Genomic DNA, 23,155 nt, shown 5'->3' with positions numbered 1-23,155 from the left:
GGGGCTTTCCGCGATGAGCGTTGACGGGCGGGACGAGTCATTCGGTGACGGTGACCCGGAGACCGGCGGCGAGCTGACCTCGCACCAGGTGCCGAGCCAGGGCGGGCCCTCATCCGGATACCCGGAGTACCTGGACGACCCGGCCGAGAACAGCGTCCCGGCGCAGCGCGGGGGCAGCGTGCTGCCGCCCCGCGCGGACAGTGTGCTGCCGCCGCCCATCGAACTGCCGCCGTCCGACACCGACCTGATCGGGCGGATGCGCTCGGGCGACGACACGGCTTACGAGGAGCTGTACCGGCGTCACGCCGACGCCGTACGCCGGTACGCGCGCACCTGCTGCCGCGACGGCCACACCGCCGACGACCTCACCGCCGAGGTCTTCGCCCGCATGCTCCAGGCGGTGCGCGGCGGCTCGGGGCCCGAGTACGCCGTACGCGCCTATCTGCTCACCAGCGTCCGCCGGGTCGCCGCGAACTGGACGACGTCGGCGAAGCGCGAGCAGCTGGTCGACGACTTCGCGGTGTTCGCGGCGCAGGCCTCGCGCGGCTCCGAGCTGTCCACGATGTCCGACAACGACACTCTGGACCTGGGCGCGGACGTCCGCGCGATGCACGAGGCCGAGCAGTCCATGGCCATGCAGGCGTTCCGGTCGCTGCCCGAGCGGTGGCAGGCCGTGCTGTGGCACACCGAGGTCGAGGACGAGTCGCCGAGCGAGGTCGCCACCCTCTTCGGGCTGGACGCCAACGGCACGCGCGTGCTTGCCAGCCGGGCCCGTGAAGGGCTCAAGCAGGCCTACCTCCAGGCCCATGTCAGCGCCACCCTCGCCACCGACGAGGAGTGCTCCCGCTACGCCGACCGGCTCGGCGCCTACGCGCGCGGGGGCCTGCGCACCCGTGCCGAACGGGGGCTGCGCAAGCATCTGGAGGAGTGCACCAAGTGCCGGCTGGCCGCGGGCCAGATCAAGGAGGTCGCGAGCGGCATCCCCGCCGTCGTACCGATCGCGGTCATCGGCTGGTTCGGCGCCGCCGGGTACGCCAAGGTGGCCGCGCTGGTCGCCGGGGGCGCCGGAGCGGGTGCGGTGGGTGTCGGGGGCGCGGCGGCCGCGGCGAGCGGTTCGTCGTCCGGCGGGGCCGGTGGTGGCGCGGCGGCCTCGGAGGGGCTGGGCGCGCCGGTGAAGGCGGGGATCGCGGCGGGCGTGGTCGCCGTCGGGGTCGCGGTGGCGGTGGTGTTCGCGCTGGCCAACAAGAACGTTCCGGAGGAGAAGGACCAGGCGGTGGACCGGCCGCCCTCGTCCGCTCCGGTGGCCCAGCCGGCGGCGCCGACACCGAGCCCGAGCCCTACGCCCACGACGCCTGATCCGGCGCCGCCGGCCCTGGTACCGGCCGCCGCGCCCAAGCCCACCCCGACCCCCACACCGACTCCGTCCCCGACGCCCACCCCGAGTCCCACGCCCACATCCACGCCGACTCCGACGCCCAGCCCGACGCCGACTCCGACGCCCACTCCCACCCCGCCGCCGCCCGCTCCCCCGCCGCCGCCCGCCCCGGCCGACTACCAGTGGAACGAGCTGGAGTACGGCGTCTTCGGGGACGGCACCAAGCCCGAGATGCGGCTCGGCGAGAGCAGTTGGGTGTGGCAGCGGTGGGGGGTGTCGATCGCGGACAAGCAGTACGAGCACGGGGTGACCGTCCACGGGGAGTCCTCGGTCACCATCGATCTCAACCGCGACTGTGCCTCGTACGACGCCCTGGTCGGTGTCGACGACATGACGCTGGGCCTCGGCCAGGTCCGCTTCTCGGTGTTCGCCGACGGGGAGCGCATGTGGCGGTCCGAGCTGATCCAGGGCGGCCAGGCGGCCGTGCCCGTCCATGTCGACCTCACCGGGCGCAAGACGATCCGCCTGGTCGTGGAGCCCCACTCGGCGCTCGACTCGGTGGCGCTCGCGGACTGGGCGGAGTCCAGGTTCATGTGCCGGTGACGGGGGTGGCAGGCGCTCAGGTGGCCGGCGTGTCCAGCTGGGCGAGTTCGTGGAGGACGTCGTCCAGGGTGAGTGCCGATCCGGTCGTACGTTCGGACTCGTAGCGTTCCGCTCCCAGGGCGGTGCGGGCCCTGCTCTGCGTCTCCTCCGCTCGCGCGCGCTCCGGCATCGGGCGCGGGCGGCCACCCCGCCAGCTGTCGGAGGCGGCCAGCAGGCGGACCGCGCGCGGCAGGTCGTCGAGGCGGGCCAGCAGTCCCGCCAGGGCGTCCACGATCGCCGCCGTGACCACCTCGGCGCAGCCCCGCGCCACGGCCTCGCGCAGGGTGGCGGTCAGTTTCGCCGCTCCCCGCTCCGGACCGTGCTCCTCGGCCATGACAAGGGCGTCCATCGCGTTCAGCCCCGCCATGAACTGCGGCGGCGGTGTGCCCCGGGCGATCTCCGCGCGGGACTGCTCGCACATCGCCCGCGCGCCGGCGACATCCTGGTCGTCCAGCGCCAGCTGCGCCCGTAGCAGCAGGACGAACGCCCGGGAGTCCGCCACCCCGGAACGGTCGGCCGCCGCACTCGCCTCGTCCAGCGCGGCCAGCGCCCTGACGCGGTCGCCCTCGCGGTAGGCGATCTCGGCGAGCCGCGCGATCAGAAACGGTGCCTCGGCGTGGGCGCCCACCTCGTGGGCGAGCCGCAGCGCCTCCTCGTACTCTCCTGCGGCCTCCTCGAAGACGCCACGCGCCATGGCTGCCTCACCGGCCGCGCTGCACACCTGGGCCCGCAGCCAGCGGTCGCCGACCCGGCGGCTGAGCACGCGCAGTTCCGCGAGGTCGTCGTCCACACCCCGGCCGAGCAGGCCGCCGGGCGAGTCGACGACCATGTGCGTCCGGAACATCAGGCTCGCGGCGACCTCCCAGTCGCCGCTGTACGTACGGCAGTTGGCGATCACCGTGTCCAGGGCGGCGGCCACGTCCGGGAGGCTGGGGCGGGGTGTGCCGGTGCCGTCGGGGGGCGGGGAACCGGGTCCGTCGGCGTCGGCGTCGGCGAGGATGGTGAGCGGCCAGGCGAGACCCGGCAGGCGGGCCGCTTCCGGGCCGCCGCGCTCGAAGTGGGCGCGGACCTCGGCGACGCGCTGGTGCCAGTTCTCGCCTCGGGGTGCGGCGATCGGGTCCGCGTCGACGGCCAGGAAGATGTGGAACATGCGGACGTTCATTCGAAGGTTCGTGTGGAGGCTTGTGTGTCGGGGCTGGGTGTCCGCCGCGTCTGCGGAAGTCCCCAGGCTCACTATCCGCGTCAGCCATTCCATGGCCTCCCGGCGGAAGTTGCGCAGCCACCAGAACCAGCCCATCGCGAGGGCCAGGGCGGCGGCCTCCTCCTCGTCGCCGTCCCTGATCGAGCGGTCGAGGGCCGCCCGGATGTTGTCCAGCTCCGTCTCCAGGCGGGCGATCCACGGGAGTTGCTCGGCGGAGCGGAGCAGTGGTTCGGCCTTCTCCACCAGCGCGCGCACCCACGCGCGGTGGCGGCGCTCGACGGCGGCGCGCTGCTCTGGGGCCTCGGCGGCGCGCTCGGTGGCGTACTCGTGGATGGTCTCCAGGAGGCGGTAGCGCATGCCGGGGGACTCGGTGCCGGGTGCGTCGCCTTCATGGGGTTCGCGTTCATGGGGTTCGCGTTCATCGGGTCCGTGCGGGGTCGCGACTATCAGGGACTTGTCCACGAGGGCGCCCATGAGGTCGGCCGCCTGGCCGCCGCACACCGCCTCCGCGGCGGTGAGGTCCCAGCCTCCCGCGAAGACGGAGACCTCGCGCAGGACCGTACGCTCCCGCTCGTCGAGCAGGTCCCAGGACCAGTCGACGACCGCGCGCAGGGTCTGCTGGCGGGGCAGTACCGTGCGGCTTCCGGAGGTGAGGAGGCGGAAGCGGTCGTCCAGGCGGTCGGCGATCTGACGAGGGGTGAGCAGGCGGAGGCGAGCGGCGGCCAGCTCGATGGCCAGGGGCAGTCCGTCGAGCCGGCGGCAGATCTCCGCGACCGCCTCCGTGTCGCGGAGGGCGGTGTCCGCGTCGGGGCGTACTGCGGCGGCGCGCTCCTCGAAGAGGCGGCGGGCCGGGTCGGGGAGCAGGGGCTCCACCGGGCGCACCGACTCGCCGGGCACGCCCAGGGGTTCACGGCTGGTGGCGAGGATCGTGAGCCCGGGGCAGTGGGTGAGCAGGGTTTCGGCGAGTTCGGCCGCCGCGTCGATGACGTGTTCGCAGTTGTCAAGGATCAGGAGTTGGCTGCGCGGGGCGCAGTACTCGATGAGCAGGGCGAGCGGGTCGTCCTGCGGGGTCGTCAGCTCGGTGGTCATGAGCACGGTCTCGCGCAGACCGAGCGCGCTGACCACCGCGCCTGGGACCGCCTCCGGCCGGTCGAGCGGGGCCAGCTCGACGAGCCACGCCTGGGGGAGGCCGGCGGCGGCCTCCTCGGCGAGACGGGTCTTTCCGGAACCGCCCGGTCCGATGAGGGTGACGAGACGGGTCCTGTGCACATCCGAACGGATGGCCTCGATCTCGGGTTCCCGACCGACGAAAGATGTCAGACGGGGGCGAATGTTGCTGTTGCGGTGGGGGTGTTGGGCGGGGGTGGAGGCGGCCCACTGGGGTGGTTGGGGTGACTGAGGTGGTTGGGATGGTTGGGGTGATTGGGATGGTTGGGGTGATTGGGCCAGCAACTCCTTGTGCAGGGTTCGTAGTTCCGGGCCCGGGTCCGTGCCGAGGCCGTCCGCCAGGGTTCGGCGGGCCGTCTCGTACGCGGCCAGGGCGTCCGCGCTGCGGCCCGTGTCGCGCAGGGCGCGGATGAGGAGGGCGTGCAGGGGTTCGTCGTACGGGTGGGCCTGCGTCAGTTCTTGCAGCTCCGGTACGGCGTCGGCTGCCCGGCCGAGTCTCAGGTTCGCCTCCACGCGCGCGTGTGTCGCCTCGCGGCGCAGGGCCTCCGGGCGAGTTGCGGCGGTGCGGTCGGGGAGGTCGGCGAGGGCTGGGCCGTGCCACAGGGCGAGGGCCTCGGAGAGGGTGCGCGCGGCGGTCGTGGGGTCGGCGTGGTCCAGGGCCGCCTTGCCCTGTCGTACGAGGTGTTCGAAGACGTGGAGGTCTATGTCGTCCCGGGTCGCTGCGAGGCGGTAGCCGCCGGGGGCCGAGGTGATGGTGTCTTTGCCGAGGGTGCGGCGTAGGCGGCCGATGAGGGCCTGGAGGGCGGCGGGGGCGTCCTTGGGCGGGGTGTCCGCCCAGACCTCGTCTATCAGGGTTTCGGGGGTGGTGGTGTGGTCCGGGCGGAGGGCGAGGGCGGTGAGGAGGGCTCGTACTCGGGGGCCGCCCAGGGGTATGGCGGTGCCGTGGTCGTCCTGGGCCTGGGTGACACCCAGGATTCTGTACCGCACGGGCCTATTCTCGCCCCCGCCGCCCCTACCCGTTCCCATCCCTGGGGGCTGCGCCCCCCAGACCCCCTTTGTCGCGCTGAACGCGCTCGTCCTCAAACGCCGGACAGGCTGGATGTGGTGGGGGTGGGGGTGGGGGTGGGGAATCGGCCTGAACGGCCTCGTCCTCAAACGCCGGACGGGCTGAGTGGGTGGTGGCGGCCGGGTGGGTGGGAAAGTCGCGCTGAACGCGCTCGTCCTCAGACACCGGAGAGGCTGAGTGGGTGGTGCGGCGGGGTGGGTGGGGAGCAATGGGCTGAACGTGCTCGTCCTCAAACGCCGGACGGGCTGGATGTGACTGGGGGCGGGGGTGGGACATCGGCCTGAACGGCCTCGTCCTCAAATGCCGGACGGGCTGGGTAGTCAGCCCGTCCGGCGTTTGAGGACAAGGGGGTTCGGGGGCGGAGTCCCCGAGGATGGGACGGGTAGGGGCGGCGGGGGCGAAGGAAAGCTTGGCGGGCTCACCCTCTGTGGGCTCCCGCGCCCGCTCCCAACGCCCCCCTTTGGGGGGTGATTCCCGCCGGTACGGCTCGTTGGCGGGCCGGGGTGCCGGTCCAGCAGGTGCCTCGGCGGGAGAGGAGGCGGCGTAGCCAGACCTCCAGGGAGACCAGGTCCGCGAGGCCGTCCAGGGGGAGGGGTTCGCCCTCTGCGGCGGCGCGCAGGGCCTTGCGGACCACCCTTGCCTCCACCAGGCCCGCCTCCGCCAGCAGCGGTGTGTCGAACAGGGTCATCAGGTGGTCCACCGACACCCGCAGGCCCGTTCGCGACGCCGCTGCGGCCGATGCGTGCGACGGTGCGCCCCAGCCGGGGGGCAGGTCCGCCACGCCGGCGCCTTCCAGGACCGTACGGAGGATGGATGCCCTGGCGCCTGGCTGGACCCGTAGAGCCTCCGGGAGGGCTCGGCAGGCTCGCACCACCTGGTTGTCCAGGAACGGGGTGTGCAGCCGCTGGAAGCGGATCTCCGCCGCCTGTTCCAGGACCCGTACGTCCGCCGCCTGGCGGGCCAGTGCCGCCCGCGCGCGGAAGTCTCCGGGGCGTTGGCCGGGGCCGACGCCGGCGCCCGCCCGGTCCGTCGCCCAGTTCAGGCGAACCGATACTTCAGCCAGCGCCTCGCCGGTCAGCCAGCGCGCGGCAGGGCCCGGTCTGGCCCAGGTGAGCGCTGCCAGTGAGGCCCCGACCGCGCCCCCCGGCTCGTCGAAGCGGCGCTGCATCAGGCGGTCGGCGAGGTTCTCTATGCCTGCCTTGTAGGGCGTGCGGGCGAGCTTGCGGGCGGCGCCGTACACGCGCGCGGGGACCATCACCGAGCCGTCGGCCTTCGCGAGCGCGGCCACCGGCCTGACCAGGTGGCGTCGTTTGCGGTCCATGAGGAGGTCGGCGAGCCGGGCGGGGTGAGCGTCCAGGACCTGGCGGGCGCCGTAGCCCGTGAAGTGGTCCGCGCTGCCCGAGGCCAATCTCGCCCTGTGCCTGGCCGCCGTCACCAGGCTCGGGCCCGGTTCGTCCGTCAACGGGCCCTCCAGGTCGGCGTACGGCAGGACGTCCTCTTCGCCTGTCACCACCACGTGGTGCAGGCGCGGGTTCGCCGCCAGCGTCCCCGCCCGCTCCAGTTCCGCCTCGCGTCCGCCCACCGCCAGGTCGTTGAAGGTCACCGCCAGCAGCCGCTCCCCCGCGCCCGTGCCGTGTCCGAGGACCGTCCCGGGCATGCCCGGGAGGCCCGCCGCGAGGAGGGCCAGAGTTCCTGAGGCCGGGCCGCCGGAGAGGTCCGCTCCTATCCCCGGTACGGGCATCCCGCGCGCGGCACGCCGTTCCGCCGGGCCCATCCCGGGCACCGGACCGGGGTCCATGTTGGCGTCGGGCACATGGCGAGGGGCGGACAGCCGGGCGCGTACCGCCTCGACCAGCGCGTCCCGTACGCCGTCGACCGCGCTGTCGGGGTCCACGGAGGCCGCCGCGACCGCGAGGGAGGCCACCGGCTCGTACCCGGCGATCTCACGCGCCCCGGCACGCAGGATCAGCGCATGCCCCGGCGGAATGCGCCGCACGCCGTCGTAAGGAGTCGAGTCGTGCAACGCGGCCGGTACGTCGGGGGCGGCCAGGAGAGCGGCGAGGTGACCGAAGTCGAGGTTGGCCTCGATGAGGTCGGCGAGGGGGAGGGCCGCCGTCGCATAGGCCGTGCCGCCCGCCCAGGGGGTGTAGAACACCGGGCGCGCGCCCGCCAGATCGCCGCAGACCATGAGCCGACGCCCCACCTGGACGATGGCCGTGTAGCTGCCCGGCCAGGCCGTCAGATGACGAAGTGCCCCTCCGCGCGCGGCGAACAGGGCCACCCGGAGTTGTTCGTCGGTGGCGCCGCAGGTGCCGAGCACCGCTATGCGCGTCTGTTCGTCGGCCCGCACGACGCGGACCTCGTCGGGACGCCAGTCGCCGACCGCCCAGAGCGGATCGGGGTCTCCCCACAGGAGTTGGGAGCCGACCGGGTGGACCGTCTCACCGTCGTAGCCGGTCGCGCCCGCCGCGTATCCGGCTCCGACCCCGGTGCCGTTCCCGACTCCGTCGGCCGCGTAGCCCGCAGGCCCGGTCGCGTATTTGGCGGCCACAGCTGCGGTGCTGCTCCATCCCACCAACCACCGCATCGACGCCTCCACAGGCTGTGGACAACCAGTGCACCGTACGAACTCGGCACCATGCTGCCATGAAGGAAGCGCCTGAGAGGGACGGCAGAGCCGCTCGCGCTCCCCGAAGTGCGCCCCTGCGAACTCCTGTGCACCCCCTGGAACATGCCCGCGCGGCTGCGAACGCACGCGTGGTTCAAGGGACTTCAAGGTTTGGATCAAGGAATTCCGATGAGGGGGCGATGAGGGGATCGGGCGGCTTCGGCGCGGGGATATTGGTACGGGGACATTGGTGATCACCCGACCCCGACGGGAAGTTCACGACCCGTCGCCACCCGTCGACACCCGTCGACACCCGTCGACCAGGGAGTTCGCCCCCGACGTCGCGACCTGAATGCGCCCCCGTTACGCTCCCCCAAGACGCCCCACGCGCCCTCAATTTCCATGGTGGGAGGGGTAATCGGCCCGGGAGAACGGGGTCGATTTTCGGCCAAGTTGGCGAAGCGGGGACAGGCTCGCGCACGCTCCGTACAGGCTCTGCGGAGCGCAGAGCACACGCACAGTCCGGGAGGCGGAGTTCGCCTCCCGGACCGGTCCGCCGCCCGCGGGGATGTAGGCGGCGGTGTCCCCCAGCCCACTGGATCCAGTACAGCGGGCCGACCCACGCAGGATCCATGGAAGCGGCTCCGGGCATGGCCGGAGAAGAGCGCACGGGCGGGCGCACGGCCACACAGCGGGGGCACGTCGCAACGGTGCGTACATCCCCAGAACTTCCGTACGGACCACAATCCCGCCATCCGGAACAATGCCTCTTAACGCTTGGGATGCGGCGAACTACGCTGGGTTTACGAATGCCGCATGGTTATGCCAGCGTGGCAGCCGTCTGTGTCGAGGGGTGGCGCATGTCCAGGGAGCAACGCGGGCCGAACGACAAACTCGGCGCCGTTCTCGCCCTCGCGGGAATCAGCAACGCAGGACTCGCGCGTCGCGTCAACGACCTTGGCGCTCAACGCGGGTTGACTCTTCGCTACGACAAGACGTCGGTGGCGCGCTGGGTGTCGAAGGGCATGGTGCCGCAGGGCGCCGCGCCGCACCTCATCGCGGCCGCCATCGGCCAGAAGCTCGGCCGTCCCGTGCCGCTGCACGAGATCGGCCTGGCGGACGCGGATCCCGCACCCGAGGTGGGCCTCGCCTTCCCCCGGGACGTCGGACAGGCGGTCCGCTCCGCCACCGACCTCTACCGTCTCGACCTCGCCGGCCGCCGCGCCGGCTCCGGCGGCATCTGGCAGTCGCTCGCCGGATCGTTCGCAGTGAGCGCATACGCAACGCCTGCCTCACGGTGGCTGATAACCCCGGCCGACAGCTCGGTGGCACGCGACGCGAGCCCCTCCGAGGGCTCCGGGGCACCGCTGAAAGTCGGCCACAGCGATGTGCAGAAACTGCGGGAGGCCGCGGAGGACGCCCGGCGCTGGGACTCCAAGTACGGCGGCGGCGACTGGCGTTCGTCCATGGTGCCCGAGTGCCTGCGGGTGGAGGCGGCGCCTCTGCTGCTGGGTTCGTACTCGGACGAGGTGGGACGCGCCCTGTTCGGGGCGTCCGCCGAACTCACGCGCCTCGCCGGGTGGATGGCCTTCGACACGGGTCAACAGGAGGCGGCGCAGCGGTACTACATCCAGGCGCTGCGGCTGGCGCGGGCAGCGGCGGACGTACCGCTGGGGGGCTACGTCCTGGCCTCGATGTCGTTGCAGGCGACCTACCGGGGCTTCGGCGACGAGGGCGTCGACCTCGCGCAGGCCGCCCTGGAGCGCAACAGGGGCCTCGCGACGGCCCGCACGATGAGTTTCTTCCGGCTGGTCGAGGCACGGGCCCACGCGCGCGCGAGTGACGCCCACGCGGCCGGCGCGGCGCTGCGCTCCGCGGAGGGGTGGCTGGAGCGGGCCCGCGACGGCGACAACGACCCGTCCTGGCTCGGCTTCTACTCGTACGACCGTTTCGCCGCCGACGCCGCCGAGTGCTACCGCGATCTGAAGGCACCGCGTCAGGTCCGCCGTTTCACGGAGCAGGCGCTGTCGAAGCCGACGGAGGAGTTCGTGCGCTCGCACGGGCTGCGGCTCGTCGTCTCGGCGGTCGCCGAGCTCGAGTCGGGCAATCTCGATGCGGCGTGCGAGCAGGGGGTGCGGGCGGTGGAGGTTGCGGGGCGCATTTCCTCGGCGCGCACCACCGAGTACGTGAAGGATCTTCTGCATCGGTTGGAGCCGTACGGGGATGAACCCCGGGTGGTGGAGTTGCGGGAGCGGGCTCGGCCGTTGTTGATGACTCCGGCGTAGGGGGTTCGGGTCCTTTCCCGTCTGCCTGGTTTCGGTGATCTTGGGGGTGCGGGCTGTGTGTGGCTGGTCGCGCCCACGCGGCGGAGCCGCATATCGGACACAGCCCCGCGCCCCTGAGGTGGGTCCGCTCGCCCTGTGTTTGAAGTGACTGTCAGTGGTGCAGTGCACTATCGGGGTGGGAGGTGGTGCCGATGGTGGCGTACGACTGTGATGTGCTCGTGGTCGGTGGGGGGATCGTCGGGCTGTCGACGGCGTATGCGATCACGCGTGCCGCGCCGGGTACGCGCGTGACGGTGCTGGAGAAGGAGTCGGGGCCGGCCCGGCACCAGACGGGGCGCAACAGCGGTGTCATCCACAGCGGGATCTACTACCGGCCGGGGTCGTTCAAGGCGCGGTACGCGGTGCGGGGCGCCGCCGAGATGGTCAAGTTCTGCGCGGAGTACGGCATCCCGCACGCCGTCACCGGCAAGCTGATCGTCGCGACGGAGCGGGACGAACTGCCCCGGCTGCACGCCCTCGTCCAGCGCGGCCGGGAGAACGGCATTCCGGTACGGGAACTGGGGCCCGCCCAGATCGGGGAGTACGAGCCGGAGGTGCGCGGCCTCGCCGGCATACACGTGGGGACGACGGGGATCTGCGACTACGTCGCGGTCGCCCGGCAGCTGGCCGAGTCCTCGGGGGCGGAGATCCGGTACGGCGCCCGGGTCGTCCGCGTCGACCGGCGGCCGGATCTCGGGGTGGCCGTGCGGACGGCGGGGCCCGGGGGCGGCGAGGTCGTGCGGGGGCGGGTGCTCGTCAACTGCGCCGGGCTGTACTGCGACGAGATGGCGCGGCTGACCGGTGACGATCCCGGGATGCGGATCGTGCCGTTCCGGGGCGAGTACTTCACGCTGGCGCGGCCCGAGCTGGTGCGGGGGCTGGTGTATCCGGTGCCGGATCCGGCGTTCCCGTTCCTCGGGGTGCATCTGACGCGGGGGATCGACGGGGGTGTCCACATCGGGCCCAATGCCGTGCCGGCGCTGGCGCGGGAGGGGTACGGGTGGGGGACCGTGCGGGTGCGGGAGCTGGGGGCGACGGTGGCGTGGCCCGGGACGTGGCGGATAGCGGCTCGGCACTGGCGGTACGGGGGTGGGGAGCTGCGGCGGTCGGTGTCGAAGAGGGCGTTCGCGCGGGCGGTGCGGAGGTTGTTGCCGGTGGTGTCGGAGGGGGATCTGGTGCCTGCGGCGGCGGGGGTTCGGGCGCAGGCGGTGCTGCGGGACGGGACGCTGGTGGATGACTTCTTGATCAGGGAGGGGGCGCGGGCGGTACATGTGCTGAACGCGCCGTCACCTGCGGCTACGGCGTCGCTGCCGATCGGGCGGGAGGTGGCTCGGCGGGCGTTGGCCGTGCTGGGCGGGTGAGACGGGACTTTTCTTCGCCCCCGCCGCCCCTACCCGTCCCATCCTCGGGGGCTCCGCCCCCGAACCCCCGCTCCTCAAACGCCGGAGGGGCTGACTACCAGCCCGTCCGGCGTTTGAGGACGAGGCCGTTCAGGCCGACAGCGGGGGTCTGGGGGCGGCAGCCCCCAGGGGACGGGAATGGGTAGGGGCGGCGGGGGCGAGTAAATTGGGGTCACTGTGTCTGACTCTTCTCGCCCCAAGGGCACCCCCAGGTTTCCCGGTGGGCCGCAGGCCGATCCCGCCGGGTCGCATTTCGAGCGGCGGATCAGAAGCTTTCAGCCCCGTCGCAGCCGGGTCACCGCCGGGCAGGGTGACGCCCTGCGGCGGCTGTGGCCCAAGTGGGGCCTCGACATCGACGGCCACGCCCTCCGGCTCGACGAACTGTTCGGGAACGACCTGCCCGTCGTACTCGAGATCGGGTTCGGGATGGGCGAGGCCACCGCGCAGATGGCCGCCGCCGATCCCGGCACCAACGTTCTCGCCGTCGACGTGCACACCCCTGGCCAGGGCAACCTGCTCAACCTCGCCGACCAGCAGGGCCTGACCAACATCCGCGTCGCCAACGGGGACGCCATCATCCTGCTCCGCGAGATGCTCGCCCCCGACTCCCTCGACGGCCTGCGCGTCTACTTCCCCGACCCCTGGCCCAAGAAGCGCCACCACAAGCGGCGGCTGATTCAGGCCGAGTTCCTCGATCTCGTGGCCGCGCGGCTGCGCGCCGGCGCGCTCGTGCACTGCGCCACCGACTGGGAGCCGTACGCCGAGCAGATGCTCGAAGTGCTGGACGCGCACCCGGAGTTCGAGAACACCCTGCCCGGGGGCGGTTACGCGCCACGTCCGGAGTTCCGGCCGCTGACCCGTTTCGAGGGCCAGGGACTGGAGAAGGGACATGTCGTGAACGACCTGCTGTTCCGCCGCGTACAGCACTCGTAGAGCACGAGCCCCAGCAACTCGCAGAGCACGAGCCCCAGTGCTCGTAGAACCACGAGCCCCAGCGCTCGTAACGCACCGGCCGTTAGGGTCAATGCCGTGGCCACCTTTCCCCCGTACCCGACGCACCCCAGCGGCCCCACCGACGGCCCCGTCGGCGGGACGCTGCGGCACGCTCACTGGTGGCAGCGGAAGTGGGTGCGGTACGGCGCCCTGAGCAGCCTGCTCGCGCTCTCCGGGCTCGTCATCCTCGCCCTCGTCCGCGAACAGACCGGCACCGAGGGGTTCCTGGTCGGGCTCGGGCTCGCCGTGTTCCCCGTGCCGTTGCTCGTGGCCGCGTTCCGGTGGCTGGACCGGGTCGAGCCGGGGCCCTGGCGGAACCTGGTCTTCTCGTTCGCCTGGGGCGCCTGCGCGGCGGCCCTGATAGCGATCGTCGCCAACAGCTTCGCGACGAGATGGATAGCGACCGCCACCGCCGACCCGTCCAGCGCGGACACCCTCGGCGCGACCGTCATAGCGCCCATCGTCGAGGAGTCGGCCAAGGCAGCCGCCGTACTGCTCATCTTTCTCTTCCGGCGGCGCGACTTCACCGGGATCGTCGACGGGGTCGTCATCGCCGGGGTGACCGCGACCGGCTTCGCCTTCACCGAGAACATCCTCTATCTCGGCACCGCCTTCGGCACCGACCAGCTGACCGGGGACAGCGGTATCGCCTCGGTCACCGCGGCGACCTTCTTCGTGCGCATCGTCATGTCGCCGTTCGCGCACCCCCTGTTCACGGTCCTCACCGGCATCGGTTTCGGGATCTCCGCGCTGTCGGGCGAGCGCCAGCACGTCCGCCGGGTGCTGCTGCCGCTGTCCGGGCTGCTGCTCGCGATGAGCATGCACGCCCTCTGGAACGGCTCGTCGTCCTTCGGGCAGTACGGGTTCTTCGCGGTGTACGCCGCGTTCATGGTGCCCGCGTTCGGACTGCTGACCTGGCTGGTCATCTGGACCCGACAGCGCGAGCTGCGCACCGTCCGCGCCGAGTTGCCGGCGTACGCGCAGGCCGGCTGGCTGGCCCCGGCCGAGCCGTACGCCCTCGGCTCGATGCGCGCCCGCCGCCTCGCCCGGGAGTACGCCCGCCACCATCTGGGCCGGCCCGCGGCGCGTGCGGTGGCGCAGTACGAGGCGTACGCCACCTCGCTGGCGTTCCTGCGCCACCGGGGGCGCCTCGGCCGGGCGCGCGCCGACTTCGTCGTCCGGGAGCAGGAACTGCTGGGCGCCCTGTGGGAACGCAGGGCGGTGGCCCGCCCGGCCCTGGACCACGCGGCCCGCACCATCGCCCCGGCCCCGGTACTGGTACCACCGCCGGTCATCTGGCCGACGTACGGGCAACAGCCGTACGCCCAGCAGCCGTACACGCACCAGCCGTACGGCCAGCAGGGGTACGGACCGACGACCCCGTACCCGGCGACGTACAACCCGTACCGCTCCTAGACCCTGCCGTCCAGATCACACGCGGGCCACGGGGGCGGGGACGACGCCGCCCCGCCCCCGTCCCCGCCGTGCGGCCGGCCGGCCGCAGGCACCACACCCCCGACCGACGGACGGGGGGCCGACGCGATCCGAGCGACAGGCCACGCTCCGGCCGCAGAGCGGGGCACCCCGACGCTCTCTCCTACCGTGCCCCCAGCCGCACACAGCAGCCGGATACACAGCGCCCCAAGCCGCCCCACCCCACACGACGGGCCCCACCCCACCACAGCCCGAAGCCACCCCGACGCCCTCCCCCGCCGCGCACCGAGCCACACGCAGCAGCCGGGCACGCCACACCCCCAAGCCGGCGCGACCCACGCGGCGGGCGCCCGCCATCAAGACCCGCCCCACCACAGGCCGGAACCACCCGACGCCCTCCCCCACCGCGCACCCAGCCACGCACAACAGCCGGGTACGCCGGACTCCCAGGCCGACGCGACCCACGGGACGGGCCCCCGCCATCAAGACCCGCCCCACCACAGGCCGGTGCCCACCCCGACGCCCACCTCCGCCACTCAGCCAGCCCCGCGCCCCCACCCGCAGACGAGGGCACCCCCAAAGCCGCCGCGCCCCACACGACAGACCCCAACCGTCACGCGTCAGCCGTCAACCACCAGCCACCAGCCACCAGCCACCAGCCACCAGCCGTCAACGGCCAGTCGCCGCGCGTCAGCCATCACACGCCGCTCAAGCCGAAACCGAAGCCGAAGCCGCCGTAAGACCCGCAACCTCCGTCTCCGTCAGTTCCAGTTCTGCCAGCGCGACCAGTGGCGGAAGTTGCTCCGCCGTGCGGGCGGAGGCGATCGGGGCCGTGACCGTCGGCTGGGCGGTGAGCCAGGCCAGGGCGACCGTGGCGACGGCCACCCCGCGGGCCTCGGCGACCTCGTCCAGGGCGGCCAGGATCCTGCGGCCGCGTTCCGTCTCCCCGTGCTTGCCGGCGCCGGCCGCCGCACGCGCGCCGTCGACCGTCGCACCGGGCCGGTACTTGCCGGTGAGGAAGCCGGAGGCCAGCGCGAAGTACGGGACGGCGGCGAGGCCCGTACGGGAGGCGATGTCCTGTCGCGCACCCTCGTACGTGTCGCGGGAGACCAGGTTGTAGTGCGGCTGGATGGCCACGTACTTGGCCAGGCCCTCGCGGTCGGAGAAGTCCAGGGAGTCCTGGAGCCGTTCCGGCGAGATGTTGGAGACGGCGATGTGCCGCACCTTGCCCGCGGTGACGAGTTCGTCGAGGGCGCCGATGATCTCCTCGACGGGCACCTCGGGCCGGTCGAAGTGCGTGAAGTAGAGGTCGATGTAGTCGGTGTCGAGGCGGCGGAGCGAGGCGTCGGCGGCGGCCTTGATGTTGGCGCCCGAGAGGCCGGGGAAGTCGGGATGCTGGCTGACCTTCGTCGCGACGACGATGTCCGCGCGGTTGCCGCGCGACTTGATCCACTTGCCGATGATGGTCTCGGACTCGCCGCCCTGGTTGCCGTCGATCCAGGCCGAGTAGGAGTCGGCGGTGTCGAGGAAGTTGCCGCCGGCGGCGGCGTAGGCGTCGAGCACCTCGAAGGACGCCTTCTCGTCGGCGGTCCAGCCGAAGACGTTGCCGCCGAGGGCGAGCGGGAAGACCTCTAGGTCCGATGATCCGAGCTTGCGAAGAGCCGTAGCAGTCATGCTCAACGTCAACGCCCGCCCCGGACGCACTGATTCCGGCTGTTCACGAACATCGCGTGAACGCCGGAATCAGTCGGAATCAGCCAGAGTCAGTCGGAATCTAGCAACGTACGGCTTACGGGTTGAGGCCCATGCTCCGCAGCCACGCCATCGGGTCGATCCCCGCGGTGTCCGAGCTGCTGGTGTGGACCTCCATGTGAAGGTGGGCCCCGGTGACGTTGCCGGTGGCGCCGACGCGGCCGATCACGTCACCCGTGTTGACCTTCTGGCCGACGCTGACGTTGATCGAGGACTGGTGGGCGTACCAGATCTCGGTGCCGTCCTCGAGGGTGAGGATCGTGCGGTAGCCGTACGAGCCGCTCCAGCCCGCCTCGGTGATCGTGCCGGTGTGGACCGCCTTGAGCGGGGTACCGGTGGGAGCAGCGAAGTCGAGGCCGGTGTGGTAGCCGGAGGACCACAGCGAGCCGGCCTGGCCGAACGTCGAGGTGATCGTGTACGAGGAGGTGGGCAGCGTGTACTGCTTGGCCAGCTCGGCGAGCCGCGCGGCCTCCAGCTTCGCCGCGGCTTCCTCTGCCGCCTTCTTCTTCGCGGCGGCGGCCTTCGCGGCGGCCTCGCGCTTCACCTGGGCGGCCTCGGCGGCGGCCTTCTTCGCGGCGGCGTCCTGGGCGGCCTGCTGGACCTTGGCCTCGGCCTGGTCCTTCTGCTGCTCGGCCTGGAGGATGATGCGGGCGCGCAGGGCCTCACCCGCGTCGCTGGTGCCCTGCTCGGTCTCCTCGGAGGTGACCCCGACGCTGCTGAGCGCGTTGGGGGAGCCCTGGGGCTCGGCGTCCGAGTCGTCGTCGCCCGCGAAGGGCGAGCCGACGGACGGCAGGTCGGGGATGGAGATGGAGACCGGCGGCTTGCCGGTCTGCGCGGTGGCCATGCCGGCCCCGCCGACAGCGGCTATGACGCCGACGCCGAGAACGGTGGAGCTGCGGGCAAGTCCTCCGCCGCCGCGCTGCTTGCCGACGCGGTGCCGGCCGCGAACCGGACGAGTGGTGTCCGCGCTGGGATTCCACTCCTCCCAGGGGCCCTCGTCGGTGCGACGGCTGCCGAAGCCGAAGGTCGGGATCTTCCCGTCCTCGGTCTCGCTGCTGCGCTGACTCGGTACGAACGGGGCCTCTGGGGCGGCCGGGTTTGACGCCACGTGGGCGTGCTCCTTTCCTTCCTTCTCGCCTACCGGGTTAGCTGACGGGTTCGGAGCAGGAAGGTCTCCTACGCGCGTATACCTGCCGTGTCGCCACGGCGGCGGACGAGCGATTCACCCCAAGTTGGTGGTTCCCCGGTTCCCTTGCGGGATTCGGCGCGTGCGCACGGAGCCGACTCTTGTGACGGCTGGGACGACCGCGCTGCGTTATCGAACGTTAATAGACCAGGGCCCCGTATTCCAAGCTGTTCCCGTTGATCGTTAACGCTTTTCCCGAGGACGTTCCGGGTCACCACCGGTGAAAATCGGGCGAGTTGGCCGTGTTCTAAGTGACTGCTGAGTTTTGACTGTGTGTCAGATGTTATGCGGAGCGGGATCGTTCACTCACCCTTGGTGACAACCGATGAGAATTCGAGAACGTGAGAGCACCAGGAAGAGCCCTAAGAGCTGATGGGACGGCGTACGGCGAGCAGCGCCATGTCGTCCGTCGTGCCGCCGCCCGAGTGCCGGCGCACCTCGTCGGCGAGGGCGGCGAGGAGAGTGGCCGGGGCGCGGAAGACCCGGCCCGCGAGCCGGTCGGCCGGGTCGAAGAAGACGCCGTGTCCGTCGCGGGCCTCGGACAGCCCGTCGGTGTGCAGGAGCAGGATCGCGCCGCCGGGAAAGGGCGTCGTCTCGGCGCGGTCGGGCCCGCCGCCGAGGTCGCCCATACCGAGCGGCAGCGCGGGTTCGGCCGGGGTGAGGACGCGCAGGGTGCCGTCGGTGTCGAGGAGCAGGGGCGGGGGGTGACCGCGGTTGACCACGCGTACGATCCCGTCGCCGTGCGGGAGTTCGGCGAGTACGGCGGTGGCGAAGCCCTCACTGGCCTCCAGACCGCCCCGCCGGGCGCCCTCACGGGCGAGGGCCCGCTCCAGCCGCTGGGCGACCGCCTCCAGGGTCGCCTCCTGCTCGGCGGCCTCCCGGAACGCCCCGATGACGACGGCGACGGCCGCCACGGCCCCCATCCCCTTGCCCCGCACGTCCCCGAGGACGAGCCGCAGGCCGTACGGGGTGTCCTGCACGGCGTACAGGTCGCCGCCGATGAAGGCACCCGCCTGGGCGGCCTCGTACCGGGCGGCGATCTCGAAGCCGCCGATGCGGGCGTCCGGTTCGGGCAGTACGGCGCGTTGCGCGGCCTCGGCGATCTCGTGGGCGGTGGCGAGGCGGCGGTCGCCCCTGCGTACGACCCGGTTGATGACGACGGCCAGGACGGCGACCGTGGCCACGGTGATCGTCTCGGTGATCGTGTCGGCGTCCAGGGAGAACCCGAAGCGGAGGTGGACCAGGAACTCGGCAAGGAGCGCGGCGGCGCCGGTGACCGTCGTGGTGCGCAGCGAGGAGAGCGGGGCGGCGATGAGGGGGGCGGCCGTGAAGAAGGGGACCGCGGTGAAGGCGCGCGGGGTGGCGACGTCGTAGATGATCCCGGTGACGATCAGGATCGCGGGCAGGACGCGGACGAGGGTCCGCACCCGGGAGACCACCAGCGCCTCGTCCGGCGATCCCGGCTCTCCCGACCGCGCCACTCGTCTCGTCTCCCGCTTCCCGCCGATCACCCGTCCCGTCGGTCCAGGTTTTCGGGAGCGGCCGGGGAGAGCGAGCGGGGTGGACCGACCGGGCTAAGAAGAAGAGTGGGGGCGGACGAAGAAGGAGGAGGAGGAAGAAAGAGGACGGTCCCGGAAACGACTCAGGGCCGGAAACCAATTTCTTGGTTTCCGGCCCTGGGCCTTCAGTAGCGGGGACAGGATTTGAACCTGCGACCTCTGGGTTATGAGCCCAGCGAGCTACCGAGCTGCTCCACCCCGCGCCGCTGAACACAACTATACGCCATCTGCGGGACCCTCATCACCACGTTTGATCACCACGCTTGATCGTCAGTCGGGCAGGTGGGCGTTGGGGGCCTTGGCCCGCTCCTCGTACTCGGGGAGGACGACGACCTCGACGCCCTCGCCCGTGAGCAGGGCGTTTCCGTCGGCCGCGACCACGAAGGTGTCCGGCTCACGCCAGGCGGTCACCACCCGGCGGACGCCCGCGTCGAGGATCAGCCGGGCGCAGGGCGCGGGGCGGGAGGCGCGGCGGGCACAGGGTTCGAGGCTGCTGTAGACGGTGGCCGTCGGGAGCCGGGGGTCGGCCGGGTCGAGCTTGGCGAGGGCCGCCTCCTCGGCGTGCACGACAAGATCGCCGCCCTCCCGGGAGTGCCCGCGCGCCAGCTCCGTACCGTCGGCGGCCACGATCACCGCGCCGACGCTGAACGCCGTGCGCGAGGGCGGACACAGCTCGGCCAGTTCGCACGCCAGTGCAAGCCAGTGCCGGTCGGCGGCGACGGGGAGCGGGCCGGTGCCGGGCGCGGTGGGCTCGTACCGCATGAGCACGACGTCCTCGATCCGCCGCGTCTCCACGAGCCGGAGCCGGCCGCCCTGGTAGGCGCCGGGGCCGAAGAGCCGGGGGGCGTCGGGGTCGCCGACGAAGAGGGGTGCGAGGACGAGCTGGAGTTCGTCGGCGAGGCCCTGCTGGAGGAGCTGGGTGTGGACGGTGCCGCCGCCCTCGACCATGAGGCGCCGCACGCCGCGAATGTCGTGCAGGTGTTCGAGAAGGGCTCGCCAGTCGAGGGGTCCCGGGCCCAGGGAGACGACGTCCACACCGACGGGGAGACCCGCGCGCCCGGCCCGCTCGGCACCCTTCTCCGTCGTGTAGACGACCTTCTCGCCGCCCGTGTGCCAGAAGTTGGCGGCCGGGTCCAGCTCCCCCGAGCCGCTGACGGTCACCTTGAGGGGATACTCCGGCTTCCCGGCCGCCACTCGCGCGGCCCGCCGCTCGGGCGAGTTGACCAGCAGGCGGGGGTTGTCGGCGCGGATGGTGCCGGCGCCGATGAGGATCGCGTCGCTGGACGCCCGTACCTCGTCGACCCGGTCGAAGTCGGCGGGGCTGGAGAGCAGCAGCCGATCGGGGCCGGTGTCGTCCAGGTGGCCGTCGAGGGAGACGGCGGCGGACAACAGGACGTAGGGGAGGGGCATGGGCGCACTTTCTTCGAGTAGTGCTTCGAGCGGTTCGTCGAGCGATTCTTCGAGTACGTCTTCCAGTACCGGTTGGTTCAAAGTTTAAACAAACCTACACTGGTCGCATGACGACCCGCTGGCTCACCCCCGAGGAGCAGCGCGCGTGGCGCGCGTACGTCGGGGCCTCCCTGCTCCTGGAGGACGCGCTCGACCGGCAGCTCCAGCAGGACGCCGGGATGCCGCACCTCTATTACACGATCCTGGCCTACCTCTCCGAGACGCCCGAGCGGCGGCTGCGGATGACCGATCTCGCCGAGAAGCTGAAGATCACGCGCAGCCGGCTGACGTATGCGGTGGCACGGCTGGAGAAGGACGGCCATGTACGGCGTGAGGCCTGCAAGTGGGACAAGCGGGGGACCGTCGCCGCGCTGACCGACGAGGGCATGGCGGTGCTGGAGCGCACCGCGCCGGGGCATGTCGCCACGGTCCGCGCGTCCCTCTTCGACCATCTGACTCCCGAGCAGGTGGGCCAGCTGGAGGAGATCTGCGCGGGCGTGGAGCGGGCGCTCCAGGGGGACGGGACGGAGTCGGCGCCGTCGCCGGAGGGGTTGCCGTGGCTGCGCCGGTCGGCGCCGTCGTGCGGGTCGTGAGCCACACCGGAAACTCATTGCTTTAACTTTGAAACATGAGGTAGGGTCACCATTCGAGTGAGGATATGCTTCAAAACTGAAGCAGATCGGTTCTCTGAGGATCAGAGGACCAGAGGACCAAGAACCACCCGGGAGACCCGCATGCCCGACTTCCCCGCCGCCACCCAGCGCTCCCGCGTCCGGGTGCCGCTGCGCTTCCACGACGGCTACAGCGTCGACACCGAACTGGTCACCTTCCACGGCCTGGCCGACGGCCTGGAGCACGTGGCGATGGTCCTCGGCGAACCGGCGCCCGGCACCACCCCGCTGGTCCGGCTGCACTCCGAGTGCCTCACGGGCGACGTCTTCGGCTCGGCCCGCTGCGACTGCGGCCCACAGCTGCGCGAGGCGGTCGAGCGCATAGCCGAGCACGGCGGCGTGCTGCTCTACCTCCGCCAGGAGGGCCGGGGCATCGGCCTCTACAACAAGCTCGACGCGTACGCCCTCCAGGACGAGGGCCTCGACACCTACGCAGCGAACGCCGCGCTGGGCCTCCCGGAGGACGCCCGCGACTACACGGCGGCGGCCCAGATGCTCCAGGCCCTGGACATCAGGTCGCTGGACCTCCTCTCCAACAACCCGGACAAGGCGAACCAGCTCCGCGCCCTGGGCATGGACGTCCAGGACCGTGTCCCCACAGGCGTGTTCACCACTCCGGCGAACGTCCGCTACCTCCGCGCGAAGGTCCTACAGACCCAACACACGCTGCCGCTGGGCGAGTTGGGCGGGGTCGCGGAGTTGAGCGTGGGCTGACAGCCGCCGGCGTACGGGTATGACTGCCGCTCAGGCGGATATCCGTACGGAATGCCACGGATGCTGAAGCAGCACGGATACGACGGGCACGACGGGACGCCCGAGGCCGGGCCCTCCTGGTGGGCGGTGCTGAAAGGGACCGCGAAGGAGTTCGGCAAGGACGAACTGGCCGACCGTGCCGCGGCGTTGACCTACTACGGCATCCTGGCGCTGTTCCCGGCGCTGATGCTGCTGGTCTCCGTGCTCGGGCTCATGGGCCGGTCGGCGTCGCAACGGGTGCTGGACAACATCCAGAGCCTGGCCCCGGGTTCGGCCCGGGAGGTCCTGCACGACGCGGTGTCGCAGATGGAGGGCACCACGGGAATCGGCTCGGCCATGGCGGCCTTCAGCCTGCTTGTCGCGGTGTGGTCGGCCTCGGGCTATGTCGCCGCGTTCATCAGGATCGCCGACACGATCTACGACGTCCCGAAGGGCCGTCCGGTGTGGAAGGTACTCCCGGTCCGTGTCGGCGTGACGCTGGCTCTGATGGTCCTGGCCGTGGTCAGCGCGGTGACCGTCGTGTTCACCGGCGACCTGGCCCAACAGGTAGGCACCGCACTGGGGTTCGGCGACACGGCCCTCGCGGTGTGGTCGGTCGCGAAGTGGCCGGGGCTCGCGGTGGTGGTCACGGTCATGATCGCGATCCTGTACTGGGCGGCCCCGCACCCGAAGGGCCGCGGCTTCCGCTGGATCACACCGGGCAGCTTCCTGGCACTGGCGATCTGGATGGCCGCCTCCGGAGGCTTCGCGGTGTACCTGGCGAACTTCGCCTCGTACAACAGGACTTACGGCACCTTCGCCGGCGTGATCATCTTCCTGATCTGGCTCTGGATCACCAATCTGGCGATCCTGCTGGGCCTGGAGTGCGACGCGGAACTGACCCGCCAACGCGGCGGGGTGAGGCGGGGATACGGGGGTACTCGCACCCCCGATCCGCTGAACGCACCCGTGTCCTGACGACCGTCACCGCGCTGATGAGCCAGGGATTCCCCGGCGGCGCCCGAACGGACCGTGGACAGCGTCAGGGTCGATGCGGCCGCGACCAACGAGAGGGCACAGCGATGACCGAGGACAAGCCCCAGCCGGACGACGGGACGGCGACGCCTTCCCTGGAGGAACTGCGTATACGGGTGGAGGCGACCCCCGAGACCCCCGACGACACCGCCGAGGCGCCCGAGGAGAAGACCCGGGCCCAGGAGAGGTCGGCGACCGTCAGGCAACAGGCCACCGAGAAGACCACCCAGCTCACGACCCAACTCCGGGACAAGGCCGCACAGGCGGCCCACGCAGTACAGGACAGAACCCCCGAGCCGGTACGCGCCAAGGCCGCGGCGGCGACCGAGCAGGTCCGGGAGAAGGCCGCCACAGCCACCGGGCAAGTCCGCGACAAGGCCGCACACGTCGCCGAACTGGCCCGGGACAAGGCCCCGGAACCGGTACGCGAGAAGGCAGGCCAGGGGATGCAGGCGGCCCGCGCCAACCGCGCCCCGCTGCTCGCCGCCGGCGCGGTGGTGGCGCTGCTGCTCATCCGACGGTCGAGGAAGCACCGCTGAGAGCCCCGACGACCGCGTGCAA

15 protein-coding genes, 1 tRNA gene and 1 riboswitch are annotated in these 23,155 nt (G+C 71.9%); of the genes, 9 read left to right on the top strand and 7 right to left on the bottom strand.

All coding sequences use genetic code 11. The features are described from left to right. The first annotated feature begins 13 nt into the window (after positions 1–13). Positions 14–1,978 carry a sigma-70 family RNA polymerase sigma factor gene (locus OG787_RS25680; RefSeq protein WP_405536501.1) on the top strand — a complete coding sequence of 655 codons (1,965 nt, stop codon included), beginning with the start codon at positions 14–16 and terminating at the stop codon, positions 1,976–1,978. A 16-nt stretch (positions 1,979–1,994) separates the two neighbouring features. On the opposite strand, the gene OG787_RS25675 is transcribed toward OG787_RS25680, so the two are convergent. Continuing rightward, positions 1,995–5,372, bottom strand: a complete 3,378-nt coding sequence (locus OG787_RS25675) for an AfsR/SARP family transcriptional regulator (protein ID WP_405536500.1) — start codon at positions 5,370–5,372, stop codon at positions 1,995–1,997. 497 nt (positions 5,373–5,869) lie between these two features. Further along, a complete protein-coding gene (locus OG787_RS25670; protein WP_369037921.1) occupies positions 5,870–8,038 on the bottom strand; it encodes an asparagine synthase-related protein in 2,169 nt (722 codons plus the stop codon). An 881-nt stretch (positions 8,039–8,919) separates the two neighbouring features. Here OG787_RS25670 and OG787_RS25665 point away from each other — a divergent pair. From OG787_RS25665 to OG787_RS25650, 4 genes are all read left to right on the top strand, one after another. Continuing rightward, a complete protein-coding gene (locus OG787_RS25665) occupies positions 8,920–10,344 on the top strand; it encodes an MFS transporter (RefSeq protein ID WP_235477049.1) in 1,425 nt (474 codons plus the stop codon). Positions 10,345–10,535: 191 nt separating this feature from the next. Then, a complete protein-coding gene (gene lhgO / locus OG787_RS25660; RefSeq protein WP_405536499.1) occupies positions 10,536–11,744 on the top strand; it encodes an L-2-hydroxyglutarate oxidase in 1,209 nt (402 codons plus the stop codon). Between the two features lie 216 nt (positions 11,745–11,960). Then, positions 11,961–12,716, top strand: coding sequence for a tRNA (guanosine(46)-N7)-methyltransferase TrmB (gene trmB / locus OG787_RS25655; RefSeq protein ID WP_405536498.1), 756 nt, complete (start codon positions 11,961–11,963; stop codon positions 12,714–12,716). 96 nt (positions 12,717–12,812) lie between these two features. Continuing rightward, on the top strand, positions 12,813–14,192 hold the full coding sequence (locus OG787_RS25650; protein ID WP_405536497.1) for a PrsW family glutamic-type intramembrane protease: 1,380 nt from the start codon (positions 12,813–12,815) through the stop codon (positions 14,190–14,192). A gap of 726 nt (positions 14,193–14,918) precedes the next feature. On the opposite strand, the gene OG787_RS25645 is transcribed toward OG787_RS25650, so the two are convergent. The 5 genes from OG787_RS25645 to OG787_RS25625 all read right to left on the bottom strand — a co-directional run bounded on the left by OG787_RS25645 (position 14,919) and on the right by OG787_RS25625 (position 20,117). Beyond that, positions 14,919–15,884 (bottom strand): aldo/keto reductase, encoded by a 966-nt coding sequence (locus tag OG787_RS25645; protein ID WP_369037229.1) that lies wholly within the window; start codon positions 15,882–15,884, stop codon positions 14,919–14,921. Between the two features lie 115 nt (positions 15,885–15,999). Further along, entirely contained in the window at positions 16,000–17,070 is a 1,071-nt protein-coding gene (locus OG787_RS25640; RefSeq protein ID WP_405536496.1) for a M23 family metallopeptidase, read from the bottom strand. A gap of 11 nt (positions 17,071–17,081) precedes the next feature. Then, positions 17,082–17,239, bottom strand: a riboswitch (cyclic di-AMP (ydaO/yuaA leader). A 271-nt stretch (positions 17,240–17,510) separates the two neighbouring features. Beyond that, on the bottom strand, positions 17,511–18,629 hold the full coding sequence (locus OG787_RS25635; RefSeq protein WP_405536495.1) for a PP2C family protein-serine/threonine phosphatase: 1,119 nt from the start codon (positions 18,627–18,629) through the stop codon (positions 17,511–17,513). Between the two features lie 207 nt (positions 18,630–18,836). Beyond that, positions 18,837–18,910 (bottom strand) — tRNA-Met (locus OG787_RS25630). Positions 18,911–18,977: 67 nt separating this feature from the next. Beyond that, the gene (locus OG787_RS25625; protein ID WP_405536494.1) at positions 18,978–20,117 is read right to left on the bottom strand and encodes a dihydrofolate reductase family protein; all 1,140 of its coding nucleotides are present in this window, start codon (positions 20,115–20,117) and stop codon (positions 18,978–18,980) included. Positions 20,118–20,224: 107 nt separating this feature from the next. On the opposite strand from OG787_RS25625, the gene OG787_RS25620 reads away from it, so the two are divergent. From OG787_RS25620 to OG787_RS25605, 4 genes are all read left to right on the top strand, one after another. Beyond that, complete coding sequence (locus tag OG787_RS25620; protein ID WP_369037233.1) at positions 20,225–20,749, top strand: MarR family winged helix-turn-helix transcriptional regulator; 525 nt, start codon at positions 20,225–20,227, stop codon at positions 20,747–20,749. A 141-nt stretch (positions 20,750–20,890) separates the two neighbouring features. After that, positions 20,891–21,541: a GTP cyclohydrolase II gene (gene ribA, locus OG787_RS25615; protein ID WP_369037234.1), complete on the top strand. Its 651-nt coding sequence runs from the start codon at positions 20,891–20,893 to the stop codon at positions 21,539–21,541. Between the two features lie 60 nt (positions 21,542–21,601). Further along, complete coding sequence (locus OG787_RS25610; RefSeq protein ID WP_405536493.1) at positions 21,602–22,537, top strand: YihY/virulence factor BrkB family protein; 936 nt, start codon at positions 21,602–21,604, stop codon at positions 22,535–22,537. A 104-nt stretch (positions 22,538–22,641) separates the two neighbouring features. After that, entirely contained in the window at positions 22,642–23,133 is a 492-nt protein-coding gene (locus tag OG787_RS25605) for a hypothetical protein (protein WP_405536492.1), read from the top strand. Positions 23,134–23,155: the final 22 nt, after the last annotated feature.

Origin of the sequence: Streptomyces sp. NBC_00075, from assembly GCF_045041225.1 — a bacterium.
Classification (GTDB): Bacteria; Actinomycetota; Actinomycetes; order Streptomycetales; family Streptomycetaceae; genus Streptomyces; species Streptomyces adonidis.
The sequence above is the reverse complement of the archived record's forward strand: the minus strand, read 5'-3'. Positions and strand labels throughout refer to the sequence as shown.